We start from the raw sequence: 25300 nt of genomic DNA, 5'->3' as shown, positions 1-25300 counted from the left end.
GGGGTCCTCACTCGCCCGATCCGATCTGTTCTTTCAGCAGCACGTTTTTCAGATCGAAGACCCCATCAATCACGACCGGGTTGCCTTCCTTCACACCCGTTCGAATTTCGACCCAGCCGCCGCTCTCACGTCCTGCGTCGATCGGCGCAAACGTGTACCCGTCGGGACCTTCGAGGAAGACCCCTCGAGTCTTGTCGATGGTGGTGAGAGCAGACACAGGAACCGCCACCGTGGGTGCTCCTGAGAGAGTGAGCGCCACCTCCACATATTCATGCGGTTTCAGTTGTCCCTGCCGGTTCTCCACCTCGAAGCGAACCTGGATCGTGCGCGTGGTCTCATCTGCGACCGGCGCCAGATATGTCAGTGGGGCCGTGATCACCTCGCCGCCTTTCGGCGTGATCGTGCCCAGGTCGCCCTCTTTGAATTTTCTAGCCTGTTCGATGGGCAGGTTGGCAAAGACCCAGACACGGCTGGTATCGACGACTTCGAAGAGTTCTGCTCCGGGTGTGACCCCCTGTCCGCGCACCGCATTCTGGGCCACCACTGTCCCGGCGATGGGAGACGTCAGTGTATAGTGGTGGCCTTCTTCATGGCCGCCGCGTTCGAGGCCGGCGAGTTCGGCTTTCGTGATGCCCATGGCCAGCAGTTTTTCGCGGACGTGCTGATAGCGTGCCTTCGTCTCCAGGTAGTGCCCCTTGTCTTCAATGAGCTTTCGCTCCGGCACGATGTCGTCCGTGCGCAGCTTCTCGGTCCGTCGGAGACTGTTTTCCGCCACGTCGGCCTGCGCCTTCCCGACGAGGTATTCTTCCACGAGCTGATCGAGCTGCAGGCTGCCGATGGCGGCGAGCGGTTGAGCGGGCTTGACCCGGTCACCCAACTGCACGTGAATATGTTCGACCTGCCCGCCGATGCGGGAGGTAATCTTGGCGACCTTCTTCAAATCGAGTGCGACCTCGCCAGGTGCGGTCACCAATTCCGGAACGGCGCGTCGCGTGGCGGACTCGGTGCGCAACCGTTCCCGGACAGCCGGCGGCGGGTGAATCGCATGGGTGAAGGCGGCTTGCGGCGCCACCTCGACGGGCGAGGGCGGTTTCGGCGGTTCCGCTCCCTGCTCCCCGCATCCGGGGAGAACAGAGAGGATGGTCAGGATCATTCCGGTCGTTGCGCAGCGTCCGATCATCGTCTCTTGCCGAGGTGTGAACCAGGCGGGGATGCTCATAGCGAAGCTCCCACTGCCCGCTCCAACCGGGCCAGCGCAATGGAGAGATCGGCCCGCACCTGCGCATATTCCTGTTGGGTTTGCCGGTACACGCGTTGAGCATCTAATACATCCAACAAACTGGCGGCGCCGTGCCGAAAACTCGTGCGGGCGACGGTCAGGGTCTGTTCGGCCTGTTTCAACAAGCCGGTTTCAAATACCTGCAGCTGATCCTGCGCCGTGCGGACTTCCTGCGCATGTTGAGTGATGGCCTGCTCCAGCTCGTTCTGTTGCCGCCGGCGTTCTGCATCGGCATGGTGCTTGGCGCCGAGCGCGGATTGAATTTCTCCCTGCCGCCGGTACCAGAGGGGGAGGGGCATGCTGAGTCCGGCGGTGACCGATTCGTCACCCGCCTCCCGGTGATAACTGCCCAGCAGGCTGATGTTGGGCACGCGGGCTTCCCGCTCATACCGCAGCGTATGTTCCGCCTGTTCCGCCAGCTTGCTCAGGCGGCGGACCGCCGGATGTTGTTCCAGGGCTTGCGTCGCCAGGGTCTCCGCATTCACCCCCGTCTTGGGCGACTCGAAATCGCCTTGGATGGAGAATGCCTTTCCGAGCGACCCGGCGGTCAGCGTATTCAAACGTGCCTTGGCCACCAACAGGGTACTGTTCGCCCGGGCGACTTCCTTCTTGGCCTTCTGCACTTCCACCCCGGCTTTCATGCTGTCGAAGGAGGTGGCTTCTCCGGCCGCCACGCGCGCGTGCACGGTCCGCAGGACTTCCTCCACACTGGTGACGTTTTGCGCGGCGAGGTCCGCATCGCGCTGGGCGAAGAGCAGATGGTAGAAGGCCACTTTCACGTCGGCGAGCAGGGTGAGGCGCGTGTCCTCGAATGCGGCAGTCGCCCCGGCTGCTCCGGCATCGGCCGCTTCCTGGCGGGCCTGTCGCTTACCGGTCCATTCAAGCGGTTGTTCCACCGTAAACGTGCGCTCGGTCACGCGTGTGCCGGTGCTCGGGTCACGAATGGCGCCACGCCCGGCGCTGCCGGAGACGGACGGATTCGGATAGGCGCCTGCCGCAATCTGTTGGCCCTGGCTTTGTTTCACCACCCCCTCGGCGCCGGCCAGTGTGGGGTTGTGTTGCACCGCCAGCGTCAGAATATACGGCAAGGAATAGGCGGCGGTGCGTGGCGCTTCAGCCCGGGCTACGGAAACGCCCGCGAGGGGGCCGGCGGCAGCCATTGCCAGGACCAGGGAACAGACAAGACGAGCAATCATCAGCAGCCTCCTCCGTGCGCAATCGGCTCGCGATGGTGCGAGGCACAGGCTTCGCCCTGCGAGCGCTATGCGATCAGAATCCAGGATGTCAGGACGGACGACGATTAGCTGAGGAGTGAGGATGGCGGCGCGCGCGTAGGAAGATCACAAGCGAGGATTGTGTTGGAGAGGATCGGAGGGTCCTGTTCGGCAGGCTGATCACGCTGCTCCGGAACGGGCAGGAGGTTATGACGCACAAACTGCAGATGGGCCAACAGCGGCTTCACGAGCTTGCGGTCGGTGGCATCGTTCAGCAGCGAAAAGCCCAGCTCGTGATCGTTCTCCCAGGTATGCGGACCTTGTGCAGAAAGAACAGGTTCCGAATCTGTGTCTTGCGCATGGTGATGAGCATCGTGGTGGTCTTCGAATTCACCCTCAAGGTCGGCCGAAAAGACCGTGTGCACGGCAGCCGCGTGGATGTGACCGGCTTCGCCATGATGGGGATCCGTCTCAGGATGGATATGGAACAGCGGCAAGGCCAACAGCCACAGTACCGCCCAGGCGCGGAGCAGGCTGTCGAGTCGGAGGAATCGGCTGTGAGTGGAACGCATGTGCATACGCTTCTAAGTGGACGCTATCACAAGGAGAGAAACACATCAAGAAACGAGCAGGGAACGAGGCGAATTCTAAACAAAATTCGAACGAGCAACAAAGTCGTGTGCTACCGGTGAGATCTTTCCGGCAAGTTCTCTTTTTTGCGTGGTAACCGTAGAAAACGATTTTCATCAGTGATTGCCCGTCTGACTGCCTCTGTCTTCTCCGCGTCTCAGATTTAGCCGTGAGACGCATACGCTTCCGGATGCTCTCTTCCTTTCATTGACCTCGCCAACCAAGCTGTGCATATATGCACGTTCGTGCAGTGATGCACGTCGGTCGTGAGGTCGAACCGGCCCCTATGTTGAATCTCTACGCGGAGAGGCTTCAAATTCGATGGAATTCCCAGTATTCGGGCGATCCGGCGGCCAGGCTCTGTTCTTGCTGATGACCCCGCATAGATCACGCGTTTCTCGGAGAGTCTGATCCCATGGTCGCGATATTTCCTCTGATTACGATCTTCGCGCCGCTTCTCGGTACGCTCCTGATCAGTTTGTTCTGGCGTGATCTGGGCGACCGGGTTGCACGTCTCGGCATTGCCGCGCTCTGGTGTTCCGCCCTGACCTCGCTTGCCACCCTGGCGGTGGTTCTGTCGGGAGACACGATCCAGCTGGCCCTGATCGGCACGCCATCCGGCACGATGACCTATACGGTCATGGTGGATCGCTTGGCGGCGGTGATGATGGCGCTCATCAGTCTCGTGAGCCTGATTATTCATGTGTACTCCGAACGGTATATGGTCGGCGATGCGGGCTACGTGCGCTTCTTCGCGTTGCTGGGAGGGCTCACGTTTGTGTTGTTGAGCCTGGTCAGCAGCGGCAACCTGTTCTGGCTGTTTGTCTGCTGGCACCTGGTGACCTGGTTATTGGCGACGTTGCTGGTGTGCAACCCCGATAGCCGTGCGGCCAGGGATGCGGGCCAGAAGACCTTTTGGGTCCAGAGTTTCGGCGATGCCGCATTTGCTGTGGCGCTGCTGGTCCTGTACGGATCGTACGGGACCTGGGATATGACTGACCTCTTTGCCCGGTTGCAGACAGCCCCGGCGCCGTTGACGGTCTGGCCGGGCCTGCAATGGGAATGCGATGTGCCTCTCGTCGTGACCCTATTGTTGGTCCTCTCGGTCATGACCAAGTCTGCCCAATTTCCGTTTCATTTCTGGTTGATCGGCACGATTGAAGCGCCGACCCCGGTTTCAGCCCTGATGCACGCGGGAATCGTCAATGCCGGAGGGTTTCTCGTGAACCGGCTGGCGCCTCTGTTCGGTCTCGCGCCGACGACGCTCCATCTGATGTTCGTCATCGGCGGCATTACGGCCTTGATCGGCGCCACGGCGATGCTCACGCAGACCAGCGTGAAGCGCCGGCTCGTCTATTCCACCATGGGTCAGATGGGGTATATGGTCATGGAGTGCGGCTTGGGTGCCTTTGCCCTCGCCGTGTTCCACCTCTGCGCGCATGGCCTGTTCAAGGCCACGCTGTTCCTCAATTCCGGCTCCGTCATTCATAAGGCCCGAACGGAATTTAAACTTCCTCCCGTCGGCCGGGCGGATGAGGCGCATACCTTCTCACCGATGACCTGGACCACCGGGCTAGTCGCGACGTTGGTGCTGCCGCTGGTTATCCTGCTGGTTGTGCATGGCGTGGTCAGTATTCCGTTGCAGGATGCGCAGGGAGCGGTCATTTTCCTGTTCTTCGGGTGGGTGACGACCTCCCAGGCGATGTTTACGTTGTATCGATTGCACACGGGAGCATCCTGGGCCGTGTCGCTGACCATGCTCGGCACCCTGGCGTTTATCGGGCTCACGTACCTGTGGGCAGGCGAGGCATTCACGCATCTCCTGTTTCCGGGCACCGGCATAGCGGAATCCTATCTTCGGGCGGCAGAATGGAATCGCTCGTTCTTCGAGCTGGTGATCGGGCTCGCCGCGATCCTGATTGTCGGCGCCTGGGGAATGATCTATGGGAAAGCCAAAGGCGTCAGCCTCTTGATGCCGGACTGGATCGAGACGATGCGCGTCCGGGCTTACGTGATGTTTCTCAACGGCCTCTATGTTGAGGATCTGGTTCGCATGATCGGTCGGGTCGCCTTTCGCCGGTAGTCCGGCTGAGCGCGGGCAGGCTGAAACGGGGTGGTGGCATGGCGGTTGAATCACGCACCTTCACAGATGCCGAGCGGATGGAGTTGCGCTCCCATGTGGAGTTGGCCGGGGAGGCGATTTCCTCCTACTGGCCCATGCGCACGTTCATTCACCACAATCCACTGCACGGGCTGGAAGATCTTCCGTTTGGTCAAGCGGTAAAACGCGGGGAACAGCTGCTCGGAGGAAAAGGCTACCTGCCCAGCGCCTTGTATCGTCGCTACTTCGAACAGGGCCGCATTCGTCAGGAAGACGTGACCCGGGTGCTCGCCCCCTTGGCCAGCAAGCGGCAGGTTTTGTTCGCGGGGCGTGAAATTTCCCATCTGGACCTGTTGCGGCTCTCCATGGTGCACGGGCTCAGTGAGGCGGCTGAGGCGTATGCGGATCCTTCCGTGCCGGTTGAGGACAGGCTGGATCAGCTGGCCTTGTGGCTTGCGACTGCGGTGGGGCAGACGAGAACCAGCCAGGCGGATACGCTGATTCCCTGGGAGACGGTCGATTTGTTGTCCCACGAAACTCTCTCAACCTGGTGCGATCGCACGTTGGGGACATCGCTCGTGTCGGATATCAACGAGCAGATGATCAAATGGTGCAGCGCATTCCTGGATGAAGGGGAAGCCTCCTGGACGATGCCGGATCGGCAACATACCTTTTATCGCGCGTGGAAGCGGTTGGCCCGTTATGACGCCAGCCTGCGGTTATTGGGTGTGACGGACGCGGCGCAGAAGATCGATGCCTTGGGTGACCGGCCGGAAGAGGCCGTGCTGGATAGTCTGGCCGTGATGGGCATCCCGAAGTCGGCATGGGAGTCCTATTTCGCCTTGCATCTGTCCGCCATGCCCGGATGGACCGGCTATATCAAGTGGCGGTCGGAGGAGCAGCATCATCCCTGGCAGGCCCGCTATCCGGTCGATCTGGTGAAATACCTGGCGGTTCGGTTGTTTTATGAGCGCGAATTCGTGGCGCTGCACTGTCGACAGTCGCTTGACATCGCCGGGCATTACGATGCGATCCGTGCGTCCATCGAACAGGCTCCCTATGCCCACTGGCTCCGGCGTCAATTGATGGAGGGGCGGTTGCCCGCCTCAGCCGCCGCAGAGGCGCGGGAGTGGCGGCGTCTTCATCGGACTGCCCGGCCGGATGAGTGGAATGGCATCGGGAGACAGGTCTATGAACAGACCGCCGGGTGGCGGGCTTCTGAAGCCGTGAAGCGAGATGTCCGGCGGTTGTGGGCCCTGTCGGCTGCGATGGGTGTCGATCCGGAACAGATCAGCGAAACGCAGCCTACCGATGTGTCGACGATACTGAACTGGTTGGATGGATTCCCCGCCGGACAGCAGAGCCAGCGTTGGCTGGAAGCGTTTGAAGCACGTCACCGCCGGGACATCGTCGGGCAATTGCGCAGCGTCGCGACGCAGCTGCGGGACGCCGGTGATCGGGTCTCGTCGGGTGGATCGTCACGTCCCCTGGCGCAGATGGTGTTTTGTATAGATATTCGGTCCGAGGTGTTGCGGCGGCATCTCGAACAGCTCGGAGGATACGAGACGTTGGGGGTGGCGGGATTTTTCGGCATTCCCGTCAAGTATCAGGCGTTCGGCGAAGAGCACCCGGTCACGCATTCGCCCGTGCTGTTGAAACCCAAAAACCACATCAGGGAGATCCCGCGGAGTTACCATGGGGCGGCGGCGAGTCGGCACCGGCTGTTTGCGCGACTCAACAAGGCCGGTCATGAGCTCCTCCATGATCTCAAGGAAAACGTCATTACGCCCTACGTCATGGTCGAAGCCCTGGGATGGTTCTTCAGCGTTCCCTTTTTCGGCAAGACCCTTTGTCCACTCTGGTATCACCGTCTGACCTCCTGGGTGAAGGGGCTGTGGCTGCCGCCGCTGGCGACGACCCTGACGATCGACAAGCTGACCCGGGAAGAGGCGGAAGAAATGGTGGCGGCGGAACAGCGCGCATCCATCCGCGCCGCGCTCCGGCGAGAGTTTCCCGCGCTTGGTTCCGCGATCACGCCGGCCTTGATCGAGACGATCCGCCTCGGGGCGCTGGAGAATCGGGACGAGCAAAGCAGGGGAGAGGTTGCGAACGCGCTCGGAATTGCTCCCTCCGAAGCGGATGCGCTGCATGAAGGGTTGCGCCGGGAGTTGGCCCTCACACCTCGGGGCATGTCGACCCGCATGCAGCGCATTACCCTGCATGGATTTTCTGTCGCGGAACAGGCCTACGGCGTCGAAGCGGCGCTCCGTCTCATGGGATTCACGTCCGGATTTTCACGGCTGGTGGTGATGTGTTCCCACGGGAGTACGTCGGACAACAATCCGTACGAATCCGCCCTGGATTGCGGCGCCTGCGGCGGCAACAGCGGCCTCCCGAACGCGCGCGCCTTCTCAGCGATGGCCAACAATCCGGCCGTTCGAAAGGTGCTGGAGTCGCGGGGGGTCAAGATCCCCGGCGATACGCATTTTGTCGCGGCACTGCACGATACGACCAGGAACGATGTCCGCATCGTAGATTTGGAGGATGTGCCGCCGACGCACCGGAAGGACCTCGTGCGGTTGTTGGAGGATCTGAAGGAGGCGGGAACGCAGGCGGCGTTGGAACGTGGTCTGGCGTTGGAGAGACCGGGGACGAAACCGACCCGCCGCGATCCGCAGCAACGGGCGAGCCGGCGCAGTGTTGATTGGGCCCAGGTCCGCCCTGAGTGGGGCCTGTCGAAGAACAACCTCCTCATCATCGGGCGTCGTGAACTCACGAGGCCGCTGGATCTCCAGGGGCGGTCATTTCTGCATTCCTACGACTATCGCCAGGATTCCTCGGGCAAACTCCTGGAGACGATCATGACCGCTCCCCTCATCGTGGCCCAATGGATCAACATGGAGCATTATTTCTCCACCGTCGACAACGAGGTGTACGGCAGCGGGAGCAAGGTGTACCACAATATCGTCGGACGAGTGGGTGTGATGAGCGGAGCGACCAGCGACCTTCGCCTCGGCCTGCCGGCTCAGACCGTCCTGGACGGTCCGGTCCCCTACCATGAGCCGATACGCTTGCTGACGGTGATTGAGGCGCCGCGCGCCCTCGTCGAGTCGGTGATTGCGAAACATCCCGGACTCGAACGGCTGTTCCAGAACGAGTGGGTGTCGCTGGTGGTGTGTGAGCCGAACGAAGCGGCGTTTTACCATTACGACATTATGCAGGGCTGGCGAGTGGTGTCGGAAGAATCGGAACTGCGCCAGGAATTGGAGGGGAGTTCCGGTCGGCGTCCCGATGCAGATGAGTCGGGAGCGCAGCCGGGATCCGGCGGGCCGGTGCGGGAGGGCGAGGAGCCGGCTGCCTCGCGCCCCTGACGCAAGACAGGGCGGAATGAGCGTAAATAGTCTTTGGCATCGAGGGGCCTGAAAGACAGGAGGAGGGGGGCGAAAGTATGCTGACGTTGCATCCGATGAAAGAAATCCGCATCGTGGTCGAGGGTGAGCACCTCAAGTTAGTGACGAACCTGCTCGATCGAGTCGGCGCCACCGGCTATACGATCATCAACAACGTCTCCGGCAAGGGACATCACGGGTTCCACGAAGGCCACCTGCTGTTCGACGACACCAGTAGCCAGGTGATTATCTTCACCGTCGTGCCTGAAGAACGGATCGAGCCGATTCTGGCCGGGCTAGGCCCGCTTTTTCACAAACATTCCGGCGCGATGTTCGTCAGTGACGTGGCGGTCACCCGCCGGGATCATTTCATGGTTCCGTAGCAGGCGTTGGGACCGGTTTCTCCCTCTCGACGGGTGGAGACCTGCCCGTTATACTGAGCCCGCACGCACGTGCGTGTTGAACCAGGCACGTGTCATTCCCGGCGAGCGCGACCGTCATGGCCTCTACCCATCGTAGCCGTTCCAGAGCGTCCAGCCCGATCCAGTCGGAGCTCGCCGCCGCCGAGGTCCTGGCGTGGGTGAGTGACTGTATTCGCGGGGGCCTCTGTTTCGTCTGCCAAGGCCTTCTCATCTTTGAAAATTCTCAATTTGCTGAATTAGTGAAGAGTGCGCGGCCTCAGGCGGAGGCGGAGGCGCATGCCCTTCGAAAGCGCTTGCTGGGTGACGCCATTGCCTGGAACGCACGCGCGCTCGGAGCCCGGAAGACGGTCGAATATACAGTGGAGGCTCAGGATGGGCGTCCGCTCTATTATGCCTGCCGGTTGAATGTGGTGCCCTATCGTGGTGAGCGCGGTGTGCTGATGGTGTTGGAAGATGTGACCGAGCGGGTGCTGCTCGCGCAGGACGCGTCGCACGTTGCGCGGTTTCAATCGGCATTGGCGCGTATCGGTACCCTGGCGGTCAGCGGACTGTCCGCCCAGGCGTTGATGAATGAAGCCGTGCAGGAGACGGCCACGGCGCTGGAAGTGGAACTCTGCAAGATCCTGGTGCCGCGCGAGCAGGACGGCCATCTCTACATCATGGCGGGGATCGGATTGCGAAGCGATCTCATCGGCAAACTCACGATCGAAGGCGGCACCCATTCTCAGGCGGGATATGCGATCCGGGAACGGGTTCCGGTGGTGGTCGACGACTTTCGCCGAGAAACTAGATTTTCTCCCTCTAAACTGCTCACCGAACATGGTGCCGTCGCAGGCATGTGCGTGCCCATGCTGGTCGAGGACCGGGTTCTTGGGGTCATGACCGCGCACTCCAAGCGAGTCCGCAAATTCAACCAGAAGGAGCAGGAGTTCCTCTGCACCATGGCGAATACCATCGGCACGGTGCTGGAGCGGCGGCGTCATGAAGAAACGCAGCGGGACTTTTATCATCGCCTGTTTCTGTCCGCGCAGGACGGCGTGATGATGACGGACACGACCGGCCGGATCATGGAGTGGAACCCGGCTCTTGAGCGGATGACCGGGTGGACCCGCGAGGAGGCCTTGGGGAAGCGACCGGCGATGCTCAGGTCGGGGAAACATTCTCCCGAGTTTTATGAGCGTCTGTGGGCGTCTATTCGAGGCGGTCACCCGTTTGTCGAACGATTCGTCAATCGACGGAAAGACGGCTCGGAATTTCTGGTGTGGGAGAGTGTGAGTCCGGTCAAAGCATTAGACGGGACGACGCAGTATTTTATGGCGATTCTTACCGATCTCAGTGAAAGGGAGCAGATGCTGGAGGCGTTGCGCCACACGGAGCAAGTCAAATTGGTGGGCCAACTTGCCGGCGGTATCTTGCACGAGATTCGCAATCCGCTCATCGGCTTGGGCAGCCTGGCCACGCATTTGGCCGATCAGGCCTCGCTCCCGCAGGAGGCCCGCGATCGTTGCCGGTTGATTGCACACGAGGCCGCGCGGATCGATGAGCTTCTGGAATCTCATTTGGGTCAATTGCGGCCTCGCCCCTTCGACATCGCCGCGTGCGACCTTCCCCTGGTGCTCGACGATACGTTGACGCTCCTTCGACCGAACCTGATGAAGAATCACATTCTGGTCACGTCGTCGCTGGCGCCGGATCTGCCCGCGGTTGACGCATCGCGAGCCCATATCCTGCAGGTCTGCCTGAATATCGCGATGAATGCGATCGATGCGATGCCGGGCGGCGGTAACCTGACTGTTACGATCGCGCCGGATACCCGGCGCATTCCCGGTGTGTTGATGCGATTTGCGGATTCGGGAAAAGGGATTTCAGAAAAGGACCTCAAACGCATTTACGAGCCGTTTTTCACGAACGGGAAGGCAAAGGGGGTGGGGCTTGGATTGACCATCACGCGCGACATCGTGGAGCGGCATCACGGACAGCTCGTGATTCAGAGCCCCCCTGGGAGCGGAGCCGTCGTGGATGTGTGGCTGCCCGTGAAACACGAGGCATAACATGACGTGGCATCTCCTATTGTTGGAAGACGAAGCGTCGGTTCGCGAGGCGTTCGCGTTGCGTCTGCGCGATCAGGGGTATGTGGTGCAGACGGCGGAGTCCGGGGAGGAAGCCTTGGGGCTCCTGCGGTCGTTCGAACCGGACGTGCTGGTGGTGGATCTTGTCATGCCGAATCTCTCCGGTCTGGATGTGTTGAGCCGCGTCAAGCAGATGTCCCCCGCTCTCCCGATTATTGTGTTGACGGCGAGAGGCACGGTGAAGGACGCGGTGGAGGCCATGCGGCTCGGGGCGTTTGATTTCGTCGCCAAGAGCATCGATATGGACGATTTGCTCCACACGCTGCGCCGGGCGACGGAGTTGTTGACGCTGCAGCGCCAGGTGCAGCTGCACAGCGGGCAGGATGCCGCGCGGTATGCGCTGGATCGGGTGATCGCCAAGAGTCCCGTCACGAGGATGTTTCTAGCTCAGGTGCGGGAACTCATCAAGAACGACCGTGTGACGGTGCTGCTGCAGGGCGAAACAGGAACCGGAAAACAATATATGGCGCGGGTGCTTCACTATAACAGCGCTCGCGCCGCGAGACCCTGTATTGAAGTGGACTGTCCGTCGATTCCGCGTGATTTGTTCGAGAGTGAGCTGTTCGGGCATGAAAAGGGATCCTTTACCGGTGCGACGGGTCGAAAGTGCGGCTTGATTGAGATGGCTGAAGGCGGGACGGTGCTCTTCGATGAAATCGGCGATCTCCCGTTGGTCTTACAGGCCAAGTTGCTGCGCGTCATCGAAGAACGGTCGTTGCGCAGAGTGGGCGGGATGACCACCGTGCCTGTGGACGTGCGATTTATGGCGGCGACCAACCGCAATTTGAGAGAGGCCGTGGCGAAGGGGGAGTTTCGGGAAGACCTCTATTTTCGTCTGAATGTCGTGACCCTCACGGTGCCACCGTTGCGCGCGCGGACTGAGGACATTATTCCGCTTGCCGAGCATTGTTTGTTGCGTTCAGCCCTCGCGCTCAAGAGACCTGTTCGGGGCCTTAGCGATTCAGCCAAGCATTTACTGCAAGCGTATCACTTTCCGGGCAATATTCGAGAATTGAGTAACCTCATCGAGCGGGCGGTGATTTTCTGCAACGCCTCCTCGCTGGATGCCGCGCATTTTCCCGCCGATGTCGCAGTGTCGGCGGCGCCGGTGCCGCATGAGACGTCGGCGTACGTTCCAGCGTCCGCTTCCTTCGACGATCATCAGATGATCCATCTCTCATTCAAGGTCGGAGACCGTTCGTTAAGTGATCTCGAGGACGACATTATCCGTGCCGTGCTGGAACGAGCCGACGGAAATAAAACGCTTGCCGCCAAACACCTGAAAATCACGCGGTGGATGCTCGACCGACGCCGTAAAATGTGAGAGCACTCCGGGTGGCCTCCATCTCTTCCTTCCTTACTGATCTGTAGCTGCCGCCTGTACCAGGTCAGGGCTCCCTGAGAAGACCAGTCTTCATGTTGAATAGATGTGCGCAGGCACTCTGGCTGCACGCGCAGCGTCTGCGGACGCACGCGCCGGGTGGTCTCGCACCCGGTCGCTGCTCCCTTTCATATACCCACCCATCGGACTACCCCCTTTCATTCCCCGAGACAGGGCTCCGACTTCGTGTTCCCCGTTCGAGTCAGAGATGGATTCTCATCTTGTCTTCGTCGGCACTCGATTTGCTCATCTGTTGCCTCATACCTTTAAAAGAACGTGGGCTCAACTCGCCATTCAAGCACGTTCCAAATGGAAGACACGGACGCACCGAACGCGGTCTGTTGTCGTCCCTCATTCGGGGCGAATGCGGATTGCACGCTCAGGAAGCCAAGGAGGTTGTATGCAGCATCTGCGAGCATTAGAAGACCAGAGTGTTTATATCTTGCGCGAAGCGTACAAACATTTCCGTGACTTGGCGATGCTATGGTCGATGGGCAAGGACTCGACGGTTCTTCTCTGGCTGGCGCGTAAGGCATTTTTCGGGCACGTGCCGTTTCCATTGGTCCACATCGATACCGGCTACGAAATGCCTGAATTGATCGAGTATCGAGATCGGCTGTCCCGGGAGTGGAAGCTCAACGTCGTGGTCGGCCAGAACAAAGAGGCGCTCGTCTCCGGAATGGGGCCGGAGCAAGGACGTGTCGTGTGTTGCACCGCGATGAAAGTCGAGGCACTCAAGCAGACGATCGCGCAGCATGGCTGGACTGCCGTGATTCTCGGTATTCGTGCGGATGAGGAAGGCACGAGGGCGAAGGAACGCTATTTCTCGTTACGAGGCAAAGACGGGGAATGGAATTTCCGCGATCAACCGCCCGAGTTGTGGGATCAATACAAGACCACATTTGCCCCTGGGTCGCATGTTCGAGTCCATCCCTTGCTCGATTGGACGGAACTGAATATTTGGGAATACCTGGAGCTTGAGCGAGTCCAATTGCCGACGCCATATTTCGACCAAGGAGCCGGCACTCGGTACCGCAGCTTGGGGTGTGTCCCTTGTACGGGCACGATCGCCTCCTGTGCGACGACCATTCCCCAGATCATCACGGAGCTGCGCACGACTGCGACCGCCGAACGAGCCGGCCGTGCACAGGATGAGGGTCGTGGGATGGAGACCCTACGCAAGCTTGGTCACATGTGACGTCGGCGCCTATGCGCATCCCATCTGAGCTGTATCGACGCGGCGCCTCATCGAGCGGGTGAGTTGCCCCTTGCGTGCAAGGGCACACTGTAGGTGTGTCCTTGCACTGAGTGCGGAAGCTCCTAGGAAGCCTTGTCATATTGGAATAACGCAGCGGCCAGTGTTTCCCTCTATTTTTCAAGGTTCGCCGGCACTGGTGCAGTCAAATGAAATGGTGGCCCCGGTTTTGCTTCGTGCAGCTCAGGCAATGTGAGGTGAACCGTATGCACACAGCAGATCGCATGCAATCGCACTATACCGACGCGCAGCGGATGGCCTTGCGGTCATATGTCAGTTTGGCCGGCGAGGTTATCCCCAGGGTCTGGCCGATGCAAACGATCATCGCGCGAAATCCTTTGCAGGGGTTGGAAGACCAGAAATTCGAGGACGCGGTTGAGCGGGGAGAGCACTTGTTCGGAGGGCGAAGCACCCTCCCGGGCCCTGCTTTTCGTGAAGCCTTTCGAACGGGCCGTATCAAGGCCACGCACCTCGAGGCAGTCTTGAAGCCGATCGCCACGGAGACGCATGTGGCCTTTGGTGATCGAGTGCTCTCTCATCTCGACGTGCTGCGCCTCTCGATGACTGAAGGGATTCAACGCCTTGGTCGGGAGAATTCCTCTCCGCCTTGGAGCCAGGAACAGTCGGCCCTTTTCGACAAGATCGCGGCATGTACGAGGAGAATCGGCGAGGGGGACACGAATCTGTCCGACCAAGGACTTGCGTGCGTGCCCGGGGAAGCCGGGCGCCTGGAAACCCTGGCCGCCTGGTGTGATCGCACGCTTGGGACTGAGATGACGAGCGAGATCAATCGTCACATGATCAAATGGTGCGCGGCGTTCTGCGACGAGGGGGAAGCGGTATGGCCGATGCCCAAACGGGAAGAGACGTTCTTCAGAGCTTGGAAAGCGGCGGCCCAGTATGACGTAAGCCTTAGATTGTCAGGTATTGAACGGGCGGCTTCTAAAATCCGAGCGTTGGCTGACCGTCCGGAGGATGCTCTGTTGCAATCGTTGGACAGGCTTCAAGTTCCCAATCAGTCCTGGCAGGAATATCTGTCGCTGCACCTGGCCGCCTTGCCGGGTTGGGCAGGATTCATCAAGTGGCGTGAGGAACAGACCTCGCGGCCTTGGCAGATAGCCTATCGCATCGATCTGGTCAAGTATTTAGCCGTTCGTCTGTTCTATGAACAGGAACTCGTCGAGAGCACCTGTCGGAAGGCCATGGGGTGCGCCGGAACGATTGGGGCGATCGAAGAGTATGCCAGGCAATTCCCCCATTCGGTGTGGCTCAAGCGAGCCTCCGTTTCCGGGTGCCTGTCCGAGAAAACCTTGTCGGAAGCCGCGCGCCTTCAGGGTCGGTGGACGCGGTGCGATGCGACTGAGTGGGAGCGTCATTGCGCGCGCTGGTTTCAGGACGAGCGAGACAGGCAGCATCATGTCGCTGTTGCCCTGCACGTTCATGCCTGCATGAAGATCGCGGAGGCTCTGGGGCTTCCTGCGAGCGCCCTGATCTCAACCCCGTCCAGCGACCTGTCAGTTCTAGTGAACTGGCTTGACCGGTTTACGGTACGACAGCAGGAACTTAAATGGCTGGAGGCCTTCGAATTGGCACACCAACATGAGGTGTTGCGGCAGCTTGCCCCCTCCGGTGAGGAGAACGGTTCTGTCTCCGTGCGACAGGGGAACTCTGCTCGCCCGCTGGCGCAGTTTGCGTTCTGCATCGATGTGCGATCCGAGGTGTTCAGGCGGCATCTTGAGCAGTGCGGCCCGTATGAAACTTTCGGATTCGCCGGTTTCTTCGGGTTGCCGTTTTCATATCAATCATTGGACGAGCAGGGCGAAACGACCCTCTGCCCTGTGCTCTTGAAGTCGAAACACCTGATCCGGGAGGTCCCGAGGACTTACCAAAAAGAGCGGGCGCAGCGTCGCCGGAAAACGACGCACTTTGTCCACGCCAGTCATGAACTGCTGCACGACCTCAAGCATAATGTGATTACGCCGTATGTAATGGTCGAAGCGATCGGATGGTTCTTTCTGGTTCCCTTCATCGGAAAGACGCTATGCCCGCGTTGGTACCATCGTCTTAGCGCGTTCTTGAAGTCGGTACTCATGCCGGCCGTGTCCACCACGTTGACCGTGGATAAATTCTCCACCGCCGATGCCGAGAACATGCTTGCCGCAGAACAACGTCTGCAGATCGCAGCCTGGCTGCGAACACGCATGCAGGCCTTGAGAGGCCGAGTGACCGCAGAGGCCCTGGAAGATATCCGCCGGCAGGCGCTCGAACCAGATCAACAAACTGGAGCGGGTTCCGGGCCACTCGGGCGTCTATTGTCCCTTCCCCGGGAGGAGGAAACGATCGCAATCGAAGCACTCCGCCGAGATTGCCGTCTCACGTCCCGAGGGTTTCGGTCGCGACTGGACCGCATTACGAGGACGGGCTTTACGGTCAACGAACAGGCGTACTACGTTGAAACGGCTTTACGACTCATGGGTTTAACCGGGCCGTTCGCCAGATTGATCGTTCTTTGCGGGCACGGCAGCACATCGGAAAATAATCCCTATGAGTCGTCATTGGATTGCGGAGCATGTGGAGGGGGGCAGGGACTTCCCAATGCGCGGGTGTTCGCGATGATTGCGAATCGTCCGCAGGTTCGAGATCTTCTTGCCGGTCGAGGACTGACCATTCCTTCGGATACTCATTTCGTGGCGGCGCTCCACGACACGACTACGGATCAGGTCAGGATCGCCGATCTTGAAGACATTCCGTCCACTCATCGGAAGGAATTCGCTCAAATTCAGGCGGACGTCCATGCGGCTGGGGCTGCGGCTGCCGCGGAGCGGTGGGCAGCCTTGTCCGCAACCCCTTTTCCTGCCGACCAGCGGGAATGTTTGCGTGAAATAGAGCGGCGCAGCGTGGATTGGGGGCAAGTGCGTCCCGAGTGGGGCCTGGCCAGAAACAGCGTATTTATAGTCGGGCGCCGCCGGATGACCGAGGCGGCCGATCTGTGCGGCCGCTCGTTTCTCCACTCCTACGATCATGTCGCTGATAAAGACGGAAGGCTCCTGGAGGTCATCATGACGGCGCCGTTGATCGTCGCGCAATGGATCAACATGGAATATTACTTCTCCACGGTGGCTCCTGAAGTTTATGGAAGCGGAAGCAAAATTTATCACAATGTTACGGGTCGGATTGGGGTGATGACAGGCGGTCACAGCGATCTTCGGATGGGTCTTCCGGCGCAAACCGTTCTGAAGGACGGGGTTGCCTATCACGAGCCGATGCGGTTGACGGCAATTATCGAGGCTCCATGCGACCGGATTACGGCTATCATCAACCGACAGCCATTACTCGAGAAACTCTTTCATAACCAGTGGCTGTTACTGATCGCCTATGAGCCATCCGAGCAACGCTATTATCGATATCACGGCATCAACGGTTGGCGTCAGGTCGTCGAGCCCGGCGATCAGTTCGAGAAAGAGACGATTTCACTGGCGTAGCCCCCGTACGGGGTGCGTCTTCCGAGGTCAATATGCTTGAGCGGCGATCACGCACATTTCCGCCTTCCTGGACCGTGCCCTTTCGTAACTATACGGAAGTCACGGATTTCCTCAGGCAAGTCGAAACGGCTTGTATTCTCCGCGGGCGGCCTTCGGACGGCACCATCAGCCTGGAAGCCGTGTCGCGCTGCCTGCATGAGCTGAAGCGGCCGGATCGAGCATTCCGTTCCGTTCACGTAACCGGCACCAACGGAAAAACCACGGTGAGCCGGATGCTCGGGGCGCTGACTCGAGCCAGCGGCTTGCAGGTGGGCGTCTACACCAGTCCTCACGTGCTGCACTTTCGGGAACGCATTGCGATCAACGGACAGCCGATCGGCGAGGAAGAGCTGGTCGATGCCTGCAACCATATCAAATCGTTTTTGGATCTGTATGGCCTCCAGCTCGCCCCATTCGAGTTTCTTACCGCGGCGGCTTTCTTCGCGTTTCGCGCTGCCAAGGTGGATCTAGCGGTAATTGAAGTGGGGATCGGCGGGCGACAGGACGCGACGAATGTCATTACGCCGGAGCTGTCGGTCATTACGAACGTTGAGTATGACCATACGGATCTGTTCGGGGAGACATTGGAGCAGATTGCGGTCGAGAAGGCGGGAATCATCAAACCGCTTACCCCGGTCCTGTGCGGGCCCATGACCAAGGGTTCTCGCGCCGTGATCGAATCCCGAGCCGCAGAGCTCAAAGCACCGGTGTTGTGGAGCGGACAAGACTACGATATGACGGACTTCGTCCGGACCGGTTCTACAGGGACCTGCACGCTGACGGTCGGTTCGTCCATTTTTCCCACGGTCTCGATCCCGTCGCCGGCCTCTTTTACGGCGGTCAACGCGTCACAGGCGCTGACGGCCTACGACGTTCTGCGGCGCCGGGGACTGGTGCCTGAAATCGGCGCGCGAGAGATCGGAAGGTTGTTCAGTGAGATGGAGCTTGCATCCTGCTGTGAAGTCTTTCCAGGCGCCCCGACCGTCGTGCTTGACAGCGCTCACAATCCCCCGGCGGCGGCGCAGCTGGTTGCAAACCTCCGCTGTGCATTCGAGGGGCGTCGCAGCGTATGGGTCGTCTCCCTTTCCCGCGAGCAACAGTGGGAGCACATGCTTCGCTTCTTTTCCGGTTCGGGAGCGGACCGAATAATCGTTACCAGTTACCCACTTGAGCTGGCCGTCGATGCGCAGACAATTACGGAGCGATGGCGGAACTACTCTTCCGCGGCAGCGGAAATCGTCGAGAACCCTGATGTCGCATTCAGACGCGCTCTGCAGGCGGCCGGTCCACAGGGACTCGTGGTCGTGACCGGATCGCCTCAGCTGGGAGGCTATTGCCGACCGCTGGCCAAAACGTTTGTGACCGAACTCCCTACACGCTCCTAGGTGCACAGTCGATTCGACATTGTTCGTGGTGAGCGTCGGTGCACGGAGATCCGCCGAATGTGTGCGGTTGCACCATCCCGAATGGCTGTGCTGCATTGCACAAGGAGCCTGTATCGCAGGAACCGCGATTCTACGGTCGATTTTCAGCGATCGTGTGCCAGCACCACGCAGTTCATTCTGGAATTCAATTTGCATTCACTTCGCTCGTATAGAGGGGAGCGGATGGTCCGATACCCTTGCTGCTTAAGGGAGGTTCTTTGATGGCACAACATGTGGTCACGATGCTTCCGGGAGAAGGTACGGGTCCTGAGATTTGCGAAGCGGTGCGGCTGGTCATCGACGCAAGCGGCGTCGATATCAAATGGGAATACGAAGAGATCGGATTAGGCTGTTTGGAGAAGTACGGCACCTTGCTCCCGGACAAGACCATCGAGAACATCGCCAAGAACAAGGTCGCGCTCAAGGGGCCCACGACCACGCCGATCGGAACGGGGCACAAAAGCGCGAACGTGACGCTCCGCAAGGTGTTCGATTTGTTCGCCAACGTTCGACCGGCGAAGTTGATTCCGGTGTTGAAACGCCCGTGGGACAAGATTGATATCATCAATTTCCGTGAGAACACGGAAGACTGCTATGCGGCCATCGAGCATATGGTGTCCGATGAGGTGGCGCAGTGTTTGAAAGTCATCACCTGGCCGGGGTCCTACCGGATCGCCGATTTTGCATTCCAGTGGGCGAGGGCCAATGGCCGGAAGAAGGTCTACTGCGTGCATAAGGCCAACATCATGAAGATGACGGACGGCCTGTTTCTCGATGCATTCAGGGAAGCGGCGAAGAAATATCCTGAGATCGAGATCGGGGATGTCATTGTGGACAATTGCTGCATGCAGCTGGTGAGAAACCCGGCCCAATTCGACTGCCTGGTCCTGCCGAACTTGTATGGCGATATCCTGACGGATCTGTGCGCGGGACTCGTGGGGGGGCTGGGATTCGCTCCCGGCGCCAATATCGGCGACAACTGTTCGATCTTCGAGGCGGTTCACGGGTCCGCGCCGAAGTATGCTGGCATGAAGAAGGTGAATCCTTCGGCGGTGTTGGTGTCAGGAATCATGATGTTGCGATGGTTGAAAGAGACGGCGGCGGCAGACCGTATCGAAAAGGCCATGTTCGCTGTCCTGGACGAACGGAAACATGTCACCTACGACGTCGGAGGCACTGCGACGACCGACGAATATGCCCGGGCCATCGTCGACAAAATGCATGCACAGAACTGAGATCCCACAACCAAATCGCGAAGGGGGAGTCGCTCATGGCAACGACGTTTTCGGAAGCAGCGAAATCGACAAAGAAGAAAAAAGAGATTCGGCTCGTGGGTGTAGATATGTACATCATCACCGAGAAGGGTATTCCAAACTTCCCGGACGGGGAGTTCGGACCATTTAAATGCGAATTCATTTCGAATCGCGGAACAAAAGTCTGGCCAGGCTTCGTCAGTCCAGACCTGATGATGGTGAACTGGTATCGCTGCCGGTTTATGGCCACTCAAGATGTCCAGGATGCGGATATTGATACGTTCCTGGTGACCTTGACCAAAAAAGGGTGGTGGTGGTCGGCGGCACAAAAGCTGTGGACTCACGACGGAGAGGCCGCATATAGCAAAGCGTACTGAATAGGCTGGATGTCTCGGGGTGCGCCGTCATGCGCACCCCGAGGCGATCATGGGTCTGCGGCGTCCCAGGGGCCGAGGTGACACGCCAGAAGTGTTGCATTGGCGAGCCGCTCTATTGGTACGTTGACCGAGAAATCGATATCGTAGATACAGTGTCGAACGATCTCACCGGGACGACCGCTATGACGCCACCCGCAGGGAGTTTCCCCGGACGGGTGGCCCGTCTTGATGCCCGTCCGAGCCAAGATCGATCATCCTCTCGCCGGTAGACGCCGCATGAGTGACGAGTAGTAGACCATGGCAAGCATGAATCCGAACAAAGTCGATGTTGAATATGCCGTGATGTTGGCGATCTTGAACTTTCACACCGAGTTCATGAAGTCTAACTATGCGCATGTCCGGGTTCAAATGTCCCCGGCTGAAATTGATGTGACCCTTACGAGACAGGGATCCGTCCCCGCTGAAATGAGATTGGCCCGATCCGAGGAGGGGTGCGCATTGCTTCGCCAAGTGCATGAAGCCATGTTTGTATCCTGTGAGGACATTCTCAGGGAATGTATCGAACCCGTAGTGGAGCGAAAAGTACGAGAAATGGTGACCACCCTCGACCCCCTCTCGGGGCAAAGCCGTATCGCGATCAGATTCTGAACGTGCCCGGGAAGTTTCCCGGCGGTTCCTTCCATTCCCCAGCGCTCATCCCTTATCAGGTTTGTCGACGAACCCATGTAATCGGCGATCATCGTGGGCGTTGCGATTGCACGTGCGTGTCGGCTCCTGCGGAGGTCAGTACATGCAGAATCTTCTGGGAATCCCTGTCGGTTCTGACGGTGATGAGTACATTGCTCCGGTGTACCGCCTGCTCCTAATGATGGAGCGCGGTTTCAGGTAGATTGATACTGATCAACGCGCCGACGAGGCCACTAGTGACAGGCCGAGTCCACTTGCCGCCACGATGGAGGCACCGGTTGCTCCCAATAAAGAAATGAGCGATCCACCTGCCAGCAGGGGAGCCAGACCGGGGATGGTCGCGAAGCCTGCCGCTGTCAGCAACCCGGCAAGCCTTCCGATGATACCGCCTCCTACAACCCCCTTGGTGGCCTCCTCCGCTGTGGGTGAGGGCCGGTCCTCCTCGGTCGTTGAGAGGGGTTGTCCGCTTGCCGCATGGCCAGTCCGATCTGCTCGTCTGAAACACCCTGCGAACGGAGAGATTCAAGAGCCAGTCTGGCGGCATCCACGCTCGGCAGGAGGCCGACGATGACATGACCGCCTGCTCCGGGGGCCTGATGCAGGGACGTTGAATTGGTCATAAAGGATCCCCTTATGGCTCCATCGGCACATACCGGTGCGGAAGCTGGAAAAACGAGTCGGCGAGCCGGCCCAGCTTGACGTCACGATATTCCACCATCCAGTCACCGTCCTTTTTGACGAGCTTGAGTGGAAAATTCATATCGGTAGCGACCCATTGATAATAGGTTTCCTGTTGTCCTCCGGGACCGGTCGCAATCACTTCGTACAGCGTGGTCGGATGCCCGTCTAAGGTCTGCGTGCCGATGAATTCTCGTGATGTCTCGTTATCCAATCGGATCGTGAGGTGCAGCGCATAGTCGCTGCCGTATGACTCCGTCCTGAAGTGATGGATCGAGGGGATCAGGTGCCAGACCTGGTTACGGTCGGCCCTGACGATTGTCGCGCTGACGGCTCCAGGCTCGTTGTATTCCAACCGCCACATGTGGTCGCGGTAGAAGATCCGGGCATGGTGAACTTCCTGACCGCTACGGGATAGTCGCTCTGCGGTAAATTCCAACGCCTCGCATGGAAGCGAGATTCCTGCCGCGACCACTACCATCAGCGCATATAGGCTCAGGTGTTTCATACCTGCCCCATTCTGTGGAGGGCGAGACCAAACCTGCCGTGAGGTGACTCTCGCCCAGAGCGTTGCACCGGAGTGCTCTGAGTGTTTCGACCTGACTCAATCGGACATATGAGCAAACGGCATGCCGGAGGGCGCACTCTCTAAAATGCGCGCGATGGAGTGCGATTGGGGCAACGGCGTGGTCGTGAAGGGAGCGAAGTATCCCGCACGGGACAACTTGTCCTCCGTATGAGACCACAATTTTCTTCACAACTGAACATCAGGAGCAACCGGGTTAATGGGGAGGGGCAGGGGGGATCGGCTTTGGAGCAGGAGCCGGGATCGGTGACGGAGGAATCGGTTTTGGAATCGGCCCTGGAATGGGCGCAGGTGGAATAGGCTCTGGTTTTTGAAGAATCTGAGCGCTGGTGACAGGAGGAATGAGCGCGCTCAGGAGCGCCAGGAAGCATGTGATGATGCGGCAATGATGACCAACGCCAGGCAGAGGAGGAGGATTACTCACGTCATGTCCCAGCCATTCCATGCTGTACCACGCTGAGGCCGACTCATGGTTCTCGATTGTCTCGTGGCCAGGGTTTCTTCCAGGTTACGATGTTGCCCCTGGGGCGTACTCTACAATTTCTATACCGGGCCTAATTGATGGCCTTCATGGACCTGTACAGATGACTATTTCACATGCCCGAATTCTTCTCGTCGATAGCAACGCTGAGGCTGCTCAGGAATTGCGCAACATTTTGTCCCATGAGGGTTATGAGGTGTCATCCGCGCGTGATCCGAAAAGCGCGCGGCGATATTTCGAGCAGGGATCAGCGGATCTGATTTTAACGGATTTGCAACTGCCTCAGCTCGATGGCCTGACGTTTCTCACTGAAATGCGTACCCGCTTCCCGAATATGCCCGTGGTGTTGATGACGGCCCACGGTTCTCTCAGGACTGCCGTAGAGGGTCTTAAAGCCGGTGCCTTCGATTATTTGACTAAACCATTTATTGTCGATGAAGTGCGATGCGTCGCCAGACGGGCACTAGAACATACCTCTCCGCCTTCAGAGAGTCCCACCGCCTCAGACCTGCAGCCGGAAGACGCTTCGCCGTTCGGTAGTCTCGTCGGCAGTAGTCCACGCATGGTGCATGTGTACAAAGCGATCGCCCGGGTGGCACAAACCGACAGCACCGTTTTATTACAAGGCGAGAGCGGTACCGGAAAGGAACTCATCGCTCGCGCCATTCACGTCAGCGGCCCTCGAAGCAGCGGCCCCTTCGTCACCGTCGATGGGGGGGCACTTGCAGACAGTCTGCTCGAATCCGAATTGTTCGGACATGAACGTGGATCTTTTACCGGGGCGGTGTCATCGCGCAAAGGTCTCCTTGAAAAGGCACATTCCGGGACCTGTTTTCTGGACGAGGTCGCTGACTTGTCTCCGGCTCTGCAAGCCAAGCTATTACGAGTCATCCAGGAGAAGGAGATCCGGCGTGTCGGGAGCAGCGCTTCGACGTCGCTGGACGTGCGGATTATTGCGGCTTCCAAGCTGCCCCTCGAACCTCTCGTCCGCGCAGGGACATTCCGCGAAGATCTCTATTATCGAATGAATGTCGTCACGATCGACATACCGCCCTTGAGAGAGCGCCCGGAGGACATTCCAGCCCTGGCGCAACGGTTCCTCAACCTGTACGGGGCGATAAAAATTCCGCCGGTGAAGGAGATCTCCTCCGAAGCCATGGAATTGTTGAGTCGATACTGGTGGCCGGGCAACGTTCGGGAACTCGAACATGCGATTGAGAGAGCCGTCGCTTTGAGTCCGCATGCCGTGATCTATCCGGAGGATCTTCCTCCGGTCGTCAAGAACGCTGCGCCGGAGTCCCTCGCGCGCGCTCAGGGATGGGTGACGCTGGAGAATCTTGAACGAGACCACATCTTGCGGGTGCTCGATTCACACCGGCATGATGTGGGTCGATCGGCCGTCATTCTCGGCATCCATCGGAAGACGCTGCTTCGAAAGCTCCGTCAATACGGCATGGCGACTGCCGCTCCCGCGCATGGCAGCCTATGAATGCGCGGGAGCATTTGTGCTCACCGTCCCGGCGGTGGCACCGCAACATCGATCACTTTATCATCTGTATCTACGAGCAGAATGACGGCATCCCCTTTACGAAGGGCGGCGAGTTTTTTGTGAAGGAGCTCCCGTACTTCAAAAGGTTTCTCAGACCCATTGGCCGTTCGAACGGTAATGTGATTGGCCCGGAGCGGGCTGGTAACGGTACCGTCTATCTGCTTATGGGCGCCCTTGATGGGCGGCATGGAGTCTGTGAGTCGATCGGCCTGTTTGCTGGTCTGTTGACCGGACAGTCCTACATCCGCAATCTGATTCGTCTCATCGATCAAGAACACAGCGGCCACGCCGACGGGTATCGCGGCAACTTTGCTGCGTGCCTGTGAACGGATGGTGAAGGACATTTCTTTCCCGGCGGACTTAATCACGACCCGTTCCTGACCCACCGGGAGGTTTTGGGCGATCTCTCCTCGAATAATCGTATGGGCGCTGGCTTGCCCGTCCAGCGGGTGATAGTCCACCAACAGATTTTGCGCATTCAGCACGACGATCAAATCATCCCCTTCCGTGATACCGAGGAACCCTTTCTGCTGGGCCTGTTTGAGGGGGAGGAAGCGGGGCTGCACTTCCCCGATGTCGACTTTGATCTGATCCGATGTGATTGCCAACACCTTTCCTAATACAGAGCGATTCCCTTTCAGGAGTTTTTCCGCATCGTCTCGCAATTGAGCTCCTTCGCCGGGATTGATACGCTGTCCGGCTTCCGCTGATTCCGCCATCGGTAGCACGGAACCCCACATTCCGATGAGACCGAAGCAGATCATCATCCGAATGCCGATGCTGCGAGTAATATATTTAATGATGACTCCCTCATGTTGAATGTGGTCAGGCCTACTCTCCTAGCAAGAGCCGCGCCTTTCCCTCCCAAACATAATAGGCCTGTTCCGTTCCACCAGAGGGCGGCTCGTACGAGCATGACCCGGTTGTCATGATGGGCCTGCTTC

At 59.1% G+C, this 25300-nt stretch carries 18 protein-coding genes; 13 read left to right on the top strand and 5 right to left on the bottom strand.

Features of this window, described 5'->3' with window-relative positions:
• Nucleotides 1-7: 7 nt before the first annotated feature.
• The 3 genes from NSND_RS05365 to NSND_RS05355 form a co-directional block, all read right to left on the bottom strand.
• Entirely contained in the window at nucleotides 8-1219 is a 1212-nt protein-coding gene (locus tag NSND_RS05365; protein ID WP_080878011.1) for an efflux RND transporter periplasmic adaptor subunit, read from the bottom strand.
• On the bottom strand, nucleotides 1216-2475 hold the full coding sequence (locus NSND_RS05360; protein WP_080878010.1) for a TolC family protein: 1260 nt from the start codon (nucleotides 2473-2475) through the stop codon (nucleotides 1216-1218). The genes NSND_RS05365 and NSND_RS05360 overlap by 4 nt, the downstream gene beginning before the upstream one ends.
• 104 nt (nucleotides 2476-2579) lie before the next feature.
• The gene (locus NSND_RS05355) at nucleotides 2580-3065 is read right to left on the bottom strand and encodes a hypothetical protein (protein WP_080878009.1); all 486 of its coding nucleotides are present in this window, start codon (nucleotides 3063-3065) and stop codon (nucleotides 2580-2582) included.
• 473 nt (nucleotides 3066-3538) lie between these two features.
• On the opposite strand from NSND_RS05355, the gene NSND_RS05350 reads away from it, so the two are divergent.
• The 11 genes from NSND_RS05350 (at nucleotide 3539) to NSND_RS05300 (ending at nucleotide 21023) form a co-directional block, all read left to right on the top strand.
• Nucleotides 3539-5206, top strand: a complete 1668-nt coding sequence (locus NSND_RS05350; RefSeq protein WP_080878008.1) for an NADH-quinone oxidoreductase subunit 5 family protein — start codon at nucleotides 3539-3541, stop codon at nucleotides 5204-5206.
• 38 nt (nucleotides 5207-5244) lie between these two features.
• Complete coding sequence (locus NSND_RS05345; RefSeq protein ID WP_080878007.1) at nucleotides 5245-8595, top strand: DUF2309 domain-containing protein; 3351 nt, start codon at nucleotides 5245-5247, stop codon at nucleotides 8593-8595.
• Between the two features lie 77 nt (nucleotides 8596-8672).
• Entirely contained in the window at nucleotides 8673-8996 is a 324-nt protein-coding gene (locus NSND_RS05340; protein ID WP_080878006.1) for a P-II family nitrogen regulator, read from the top strand.
• A 116-nt stretch (nucleotides 8997-9112) separates the two neighbouring features.
• Complete coding sequence (locus NSND_RS05335; RefSeq protein ID WP_080878005.1) at nucleotides 9113-11086, top strand: PAS domain S-box protein; 1974 nt, start codon at nucleotides 9113-9115, stop codon at nucleotides 11084-11086.
• Nucleotide 11087: 1 nt separating this feature from the next.
• Nucleotides 11088-12488, top strand: coding sequence for a sigma-54-dependent transcriptional regulator (locus tag NSND_RS05330; protein WP_080878004.1), 1401 nt, complete (start codon nucleotides 11088-11090; stop codon nucleotides 12486-12488).
• Between the two features lie 457 nt (nucleotides 12489-12945).
• The gene (gene cysD, locus NSND_RS05325) at nucleotides 12946-13743 is read left to right on the top strand and encodes a sulfate adenylyltransferase subunit CysD (protein WP_080878003.1); all 798 of its coding nucleotides are present in this window, start codon (nucleotides 12946-12948) and stop codon (nucleotides 13741-13743) included.
• A gap of 263 nt (nucleotides 13744-14006) precedes the next feature.
• Nucleotides 14007-17282: a DUF2309 domain-containing protein gene (locus tag NSND_RS05320; RefSeq protein ID WP_159450645.1), complete on the top strand. Its 3276-nt coding sequence runs from the start codon at nucleotides 14007-14009 to the stop codon at nucleotides 17280-17282.
• 32 nt (nucleotides 17283-17314) lie between these two features.
• The gene (locus NSND_RS05315; protein WP_080878001.1) at nucleotides 17315-18706 is read left to right on the top strand and encodes a bifunctional folylpolyglutamate synthase/dihydrofolate synthase; all 1392 of its coding nucleotides are present in this window, start codon (nucleotides 17315-17317) and stop codon (nucleotides 18704-18706) included.
• 260 nt (nucleotides 18707-18966) lie between these two features.
• Complete coding sequence (locus NSND_RS05310) at nucleotides 18967-19980, top strand: isocitrate/isopropylmalate dehydrogenase family protein (protein WP_080878000.1); 1014 nt, start codon at nucleotides 18967-18969, stop codon at nucleotides 19978-19980.
• 35 nt (nucleotides 19981-20015) lie between these two features.
• Nucleotides 20016-20375 (top strand): isocitrate dehydrogenase, encoded by a 360-nt coding sequence (locus NSND_RS05305; RefSeq protein WP_080877999.1) that lies wholly within the window; start codon nucleotides 20016-20018, stop codon nucleotides 20373-20375.
• Between the two features lie 297 nt (nucleotides 20376-20672).
• On the top strand, nucleotides 20673-21023 hold the full coding sequence (locus NSND_RS05300; RefSeq protein ID WP_080877998.1) for a Na-translocating system protein MpsC family protein: 351 nt from the start codon (nucleotides 20673-20675) through the stop codon (nucleotides 21021-21023).
• Nucleotides 21024-21693: 670 nt separating this feature from the next.
• On the opposite strand, the gene NSND_RS05295 is transcribed toward NSND_RS05300, so the two are convergent.
• Complete coding sequence (locus NSND_RS05295) at nucleotides 21694-22248, bottom strand: hypothetical protein (protein ID WP_143833418.1); 555 nt, start codon at nucleotides 22246-22248, stop codon at nucleotides 21694-21696.
• A gap of 228 nt (nucleotides 22249-22476) precedes the next feature.
• Here NSND_RS05295 and NSND_RS21630 point away from each other — a divergent pair, with 228 nt between their 5' ends.
• A complete protein-coding gene (locus tag NSND_RS21630; protein ID WP_235000180.1) occupies nucleotides 22477-22626 on the top strand; it encodes a hypothetical protein in 150 nt (49 codons plus the stop codon).
• Nucleotides 22627-22910: 284 nt separating this feature from the next.
• On the top strand, nucleotides 22911-24296 hold the full coding sequence (locus NSND_RS05285) for a sigma-54-dependent transcriptional regulator (RefSeq protein WP_235000179.1): 1386 nt from the start codon (nucleotides 22911-22913) through the stop codon (nucleotides 24294-24296).
• 20 nt (nucleotides 24297-24316) lie between these two features.
• On the opposite strand, the gene NSND_RS05280 is transcribed toward NSND_RS05285, so the two are convergent.
• Entirely contained in the window at nucleotides 24317-25075 is a 759-nt protein-coding gene (locus NSND_RS05280; RefSeq protein WP_143833416.1) for a hypothetical protein, read from the bottom strand.
• Between the last annotated feature and the right edge of the window lie 225 nt (nucleotides 25076-25300).

Origin of the sequence: Nitrospira sp. ND1 (genome assembly GCF_900170025.1) — a bacterium.
GTDB lineage: Bacteria > Nitrospirota > Nitrospiria > Nitrospirales > Nitrospiraceae > Nitrospira_A.
Note: the sequence above shows the minus strand (reverse complement) of the source record. Positions and strands in the feature narration are given on the sequence as shown.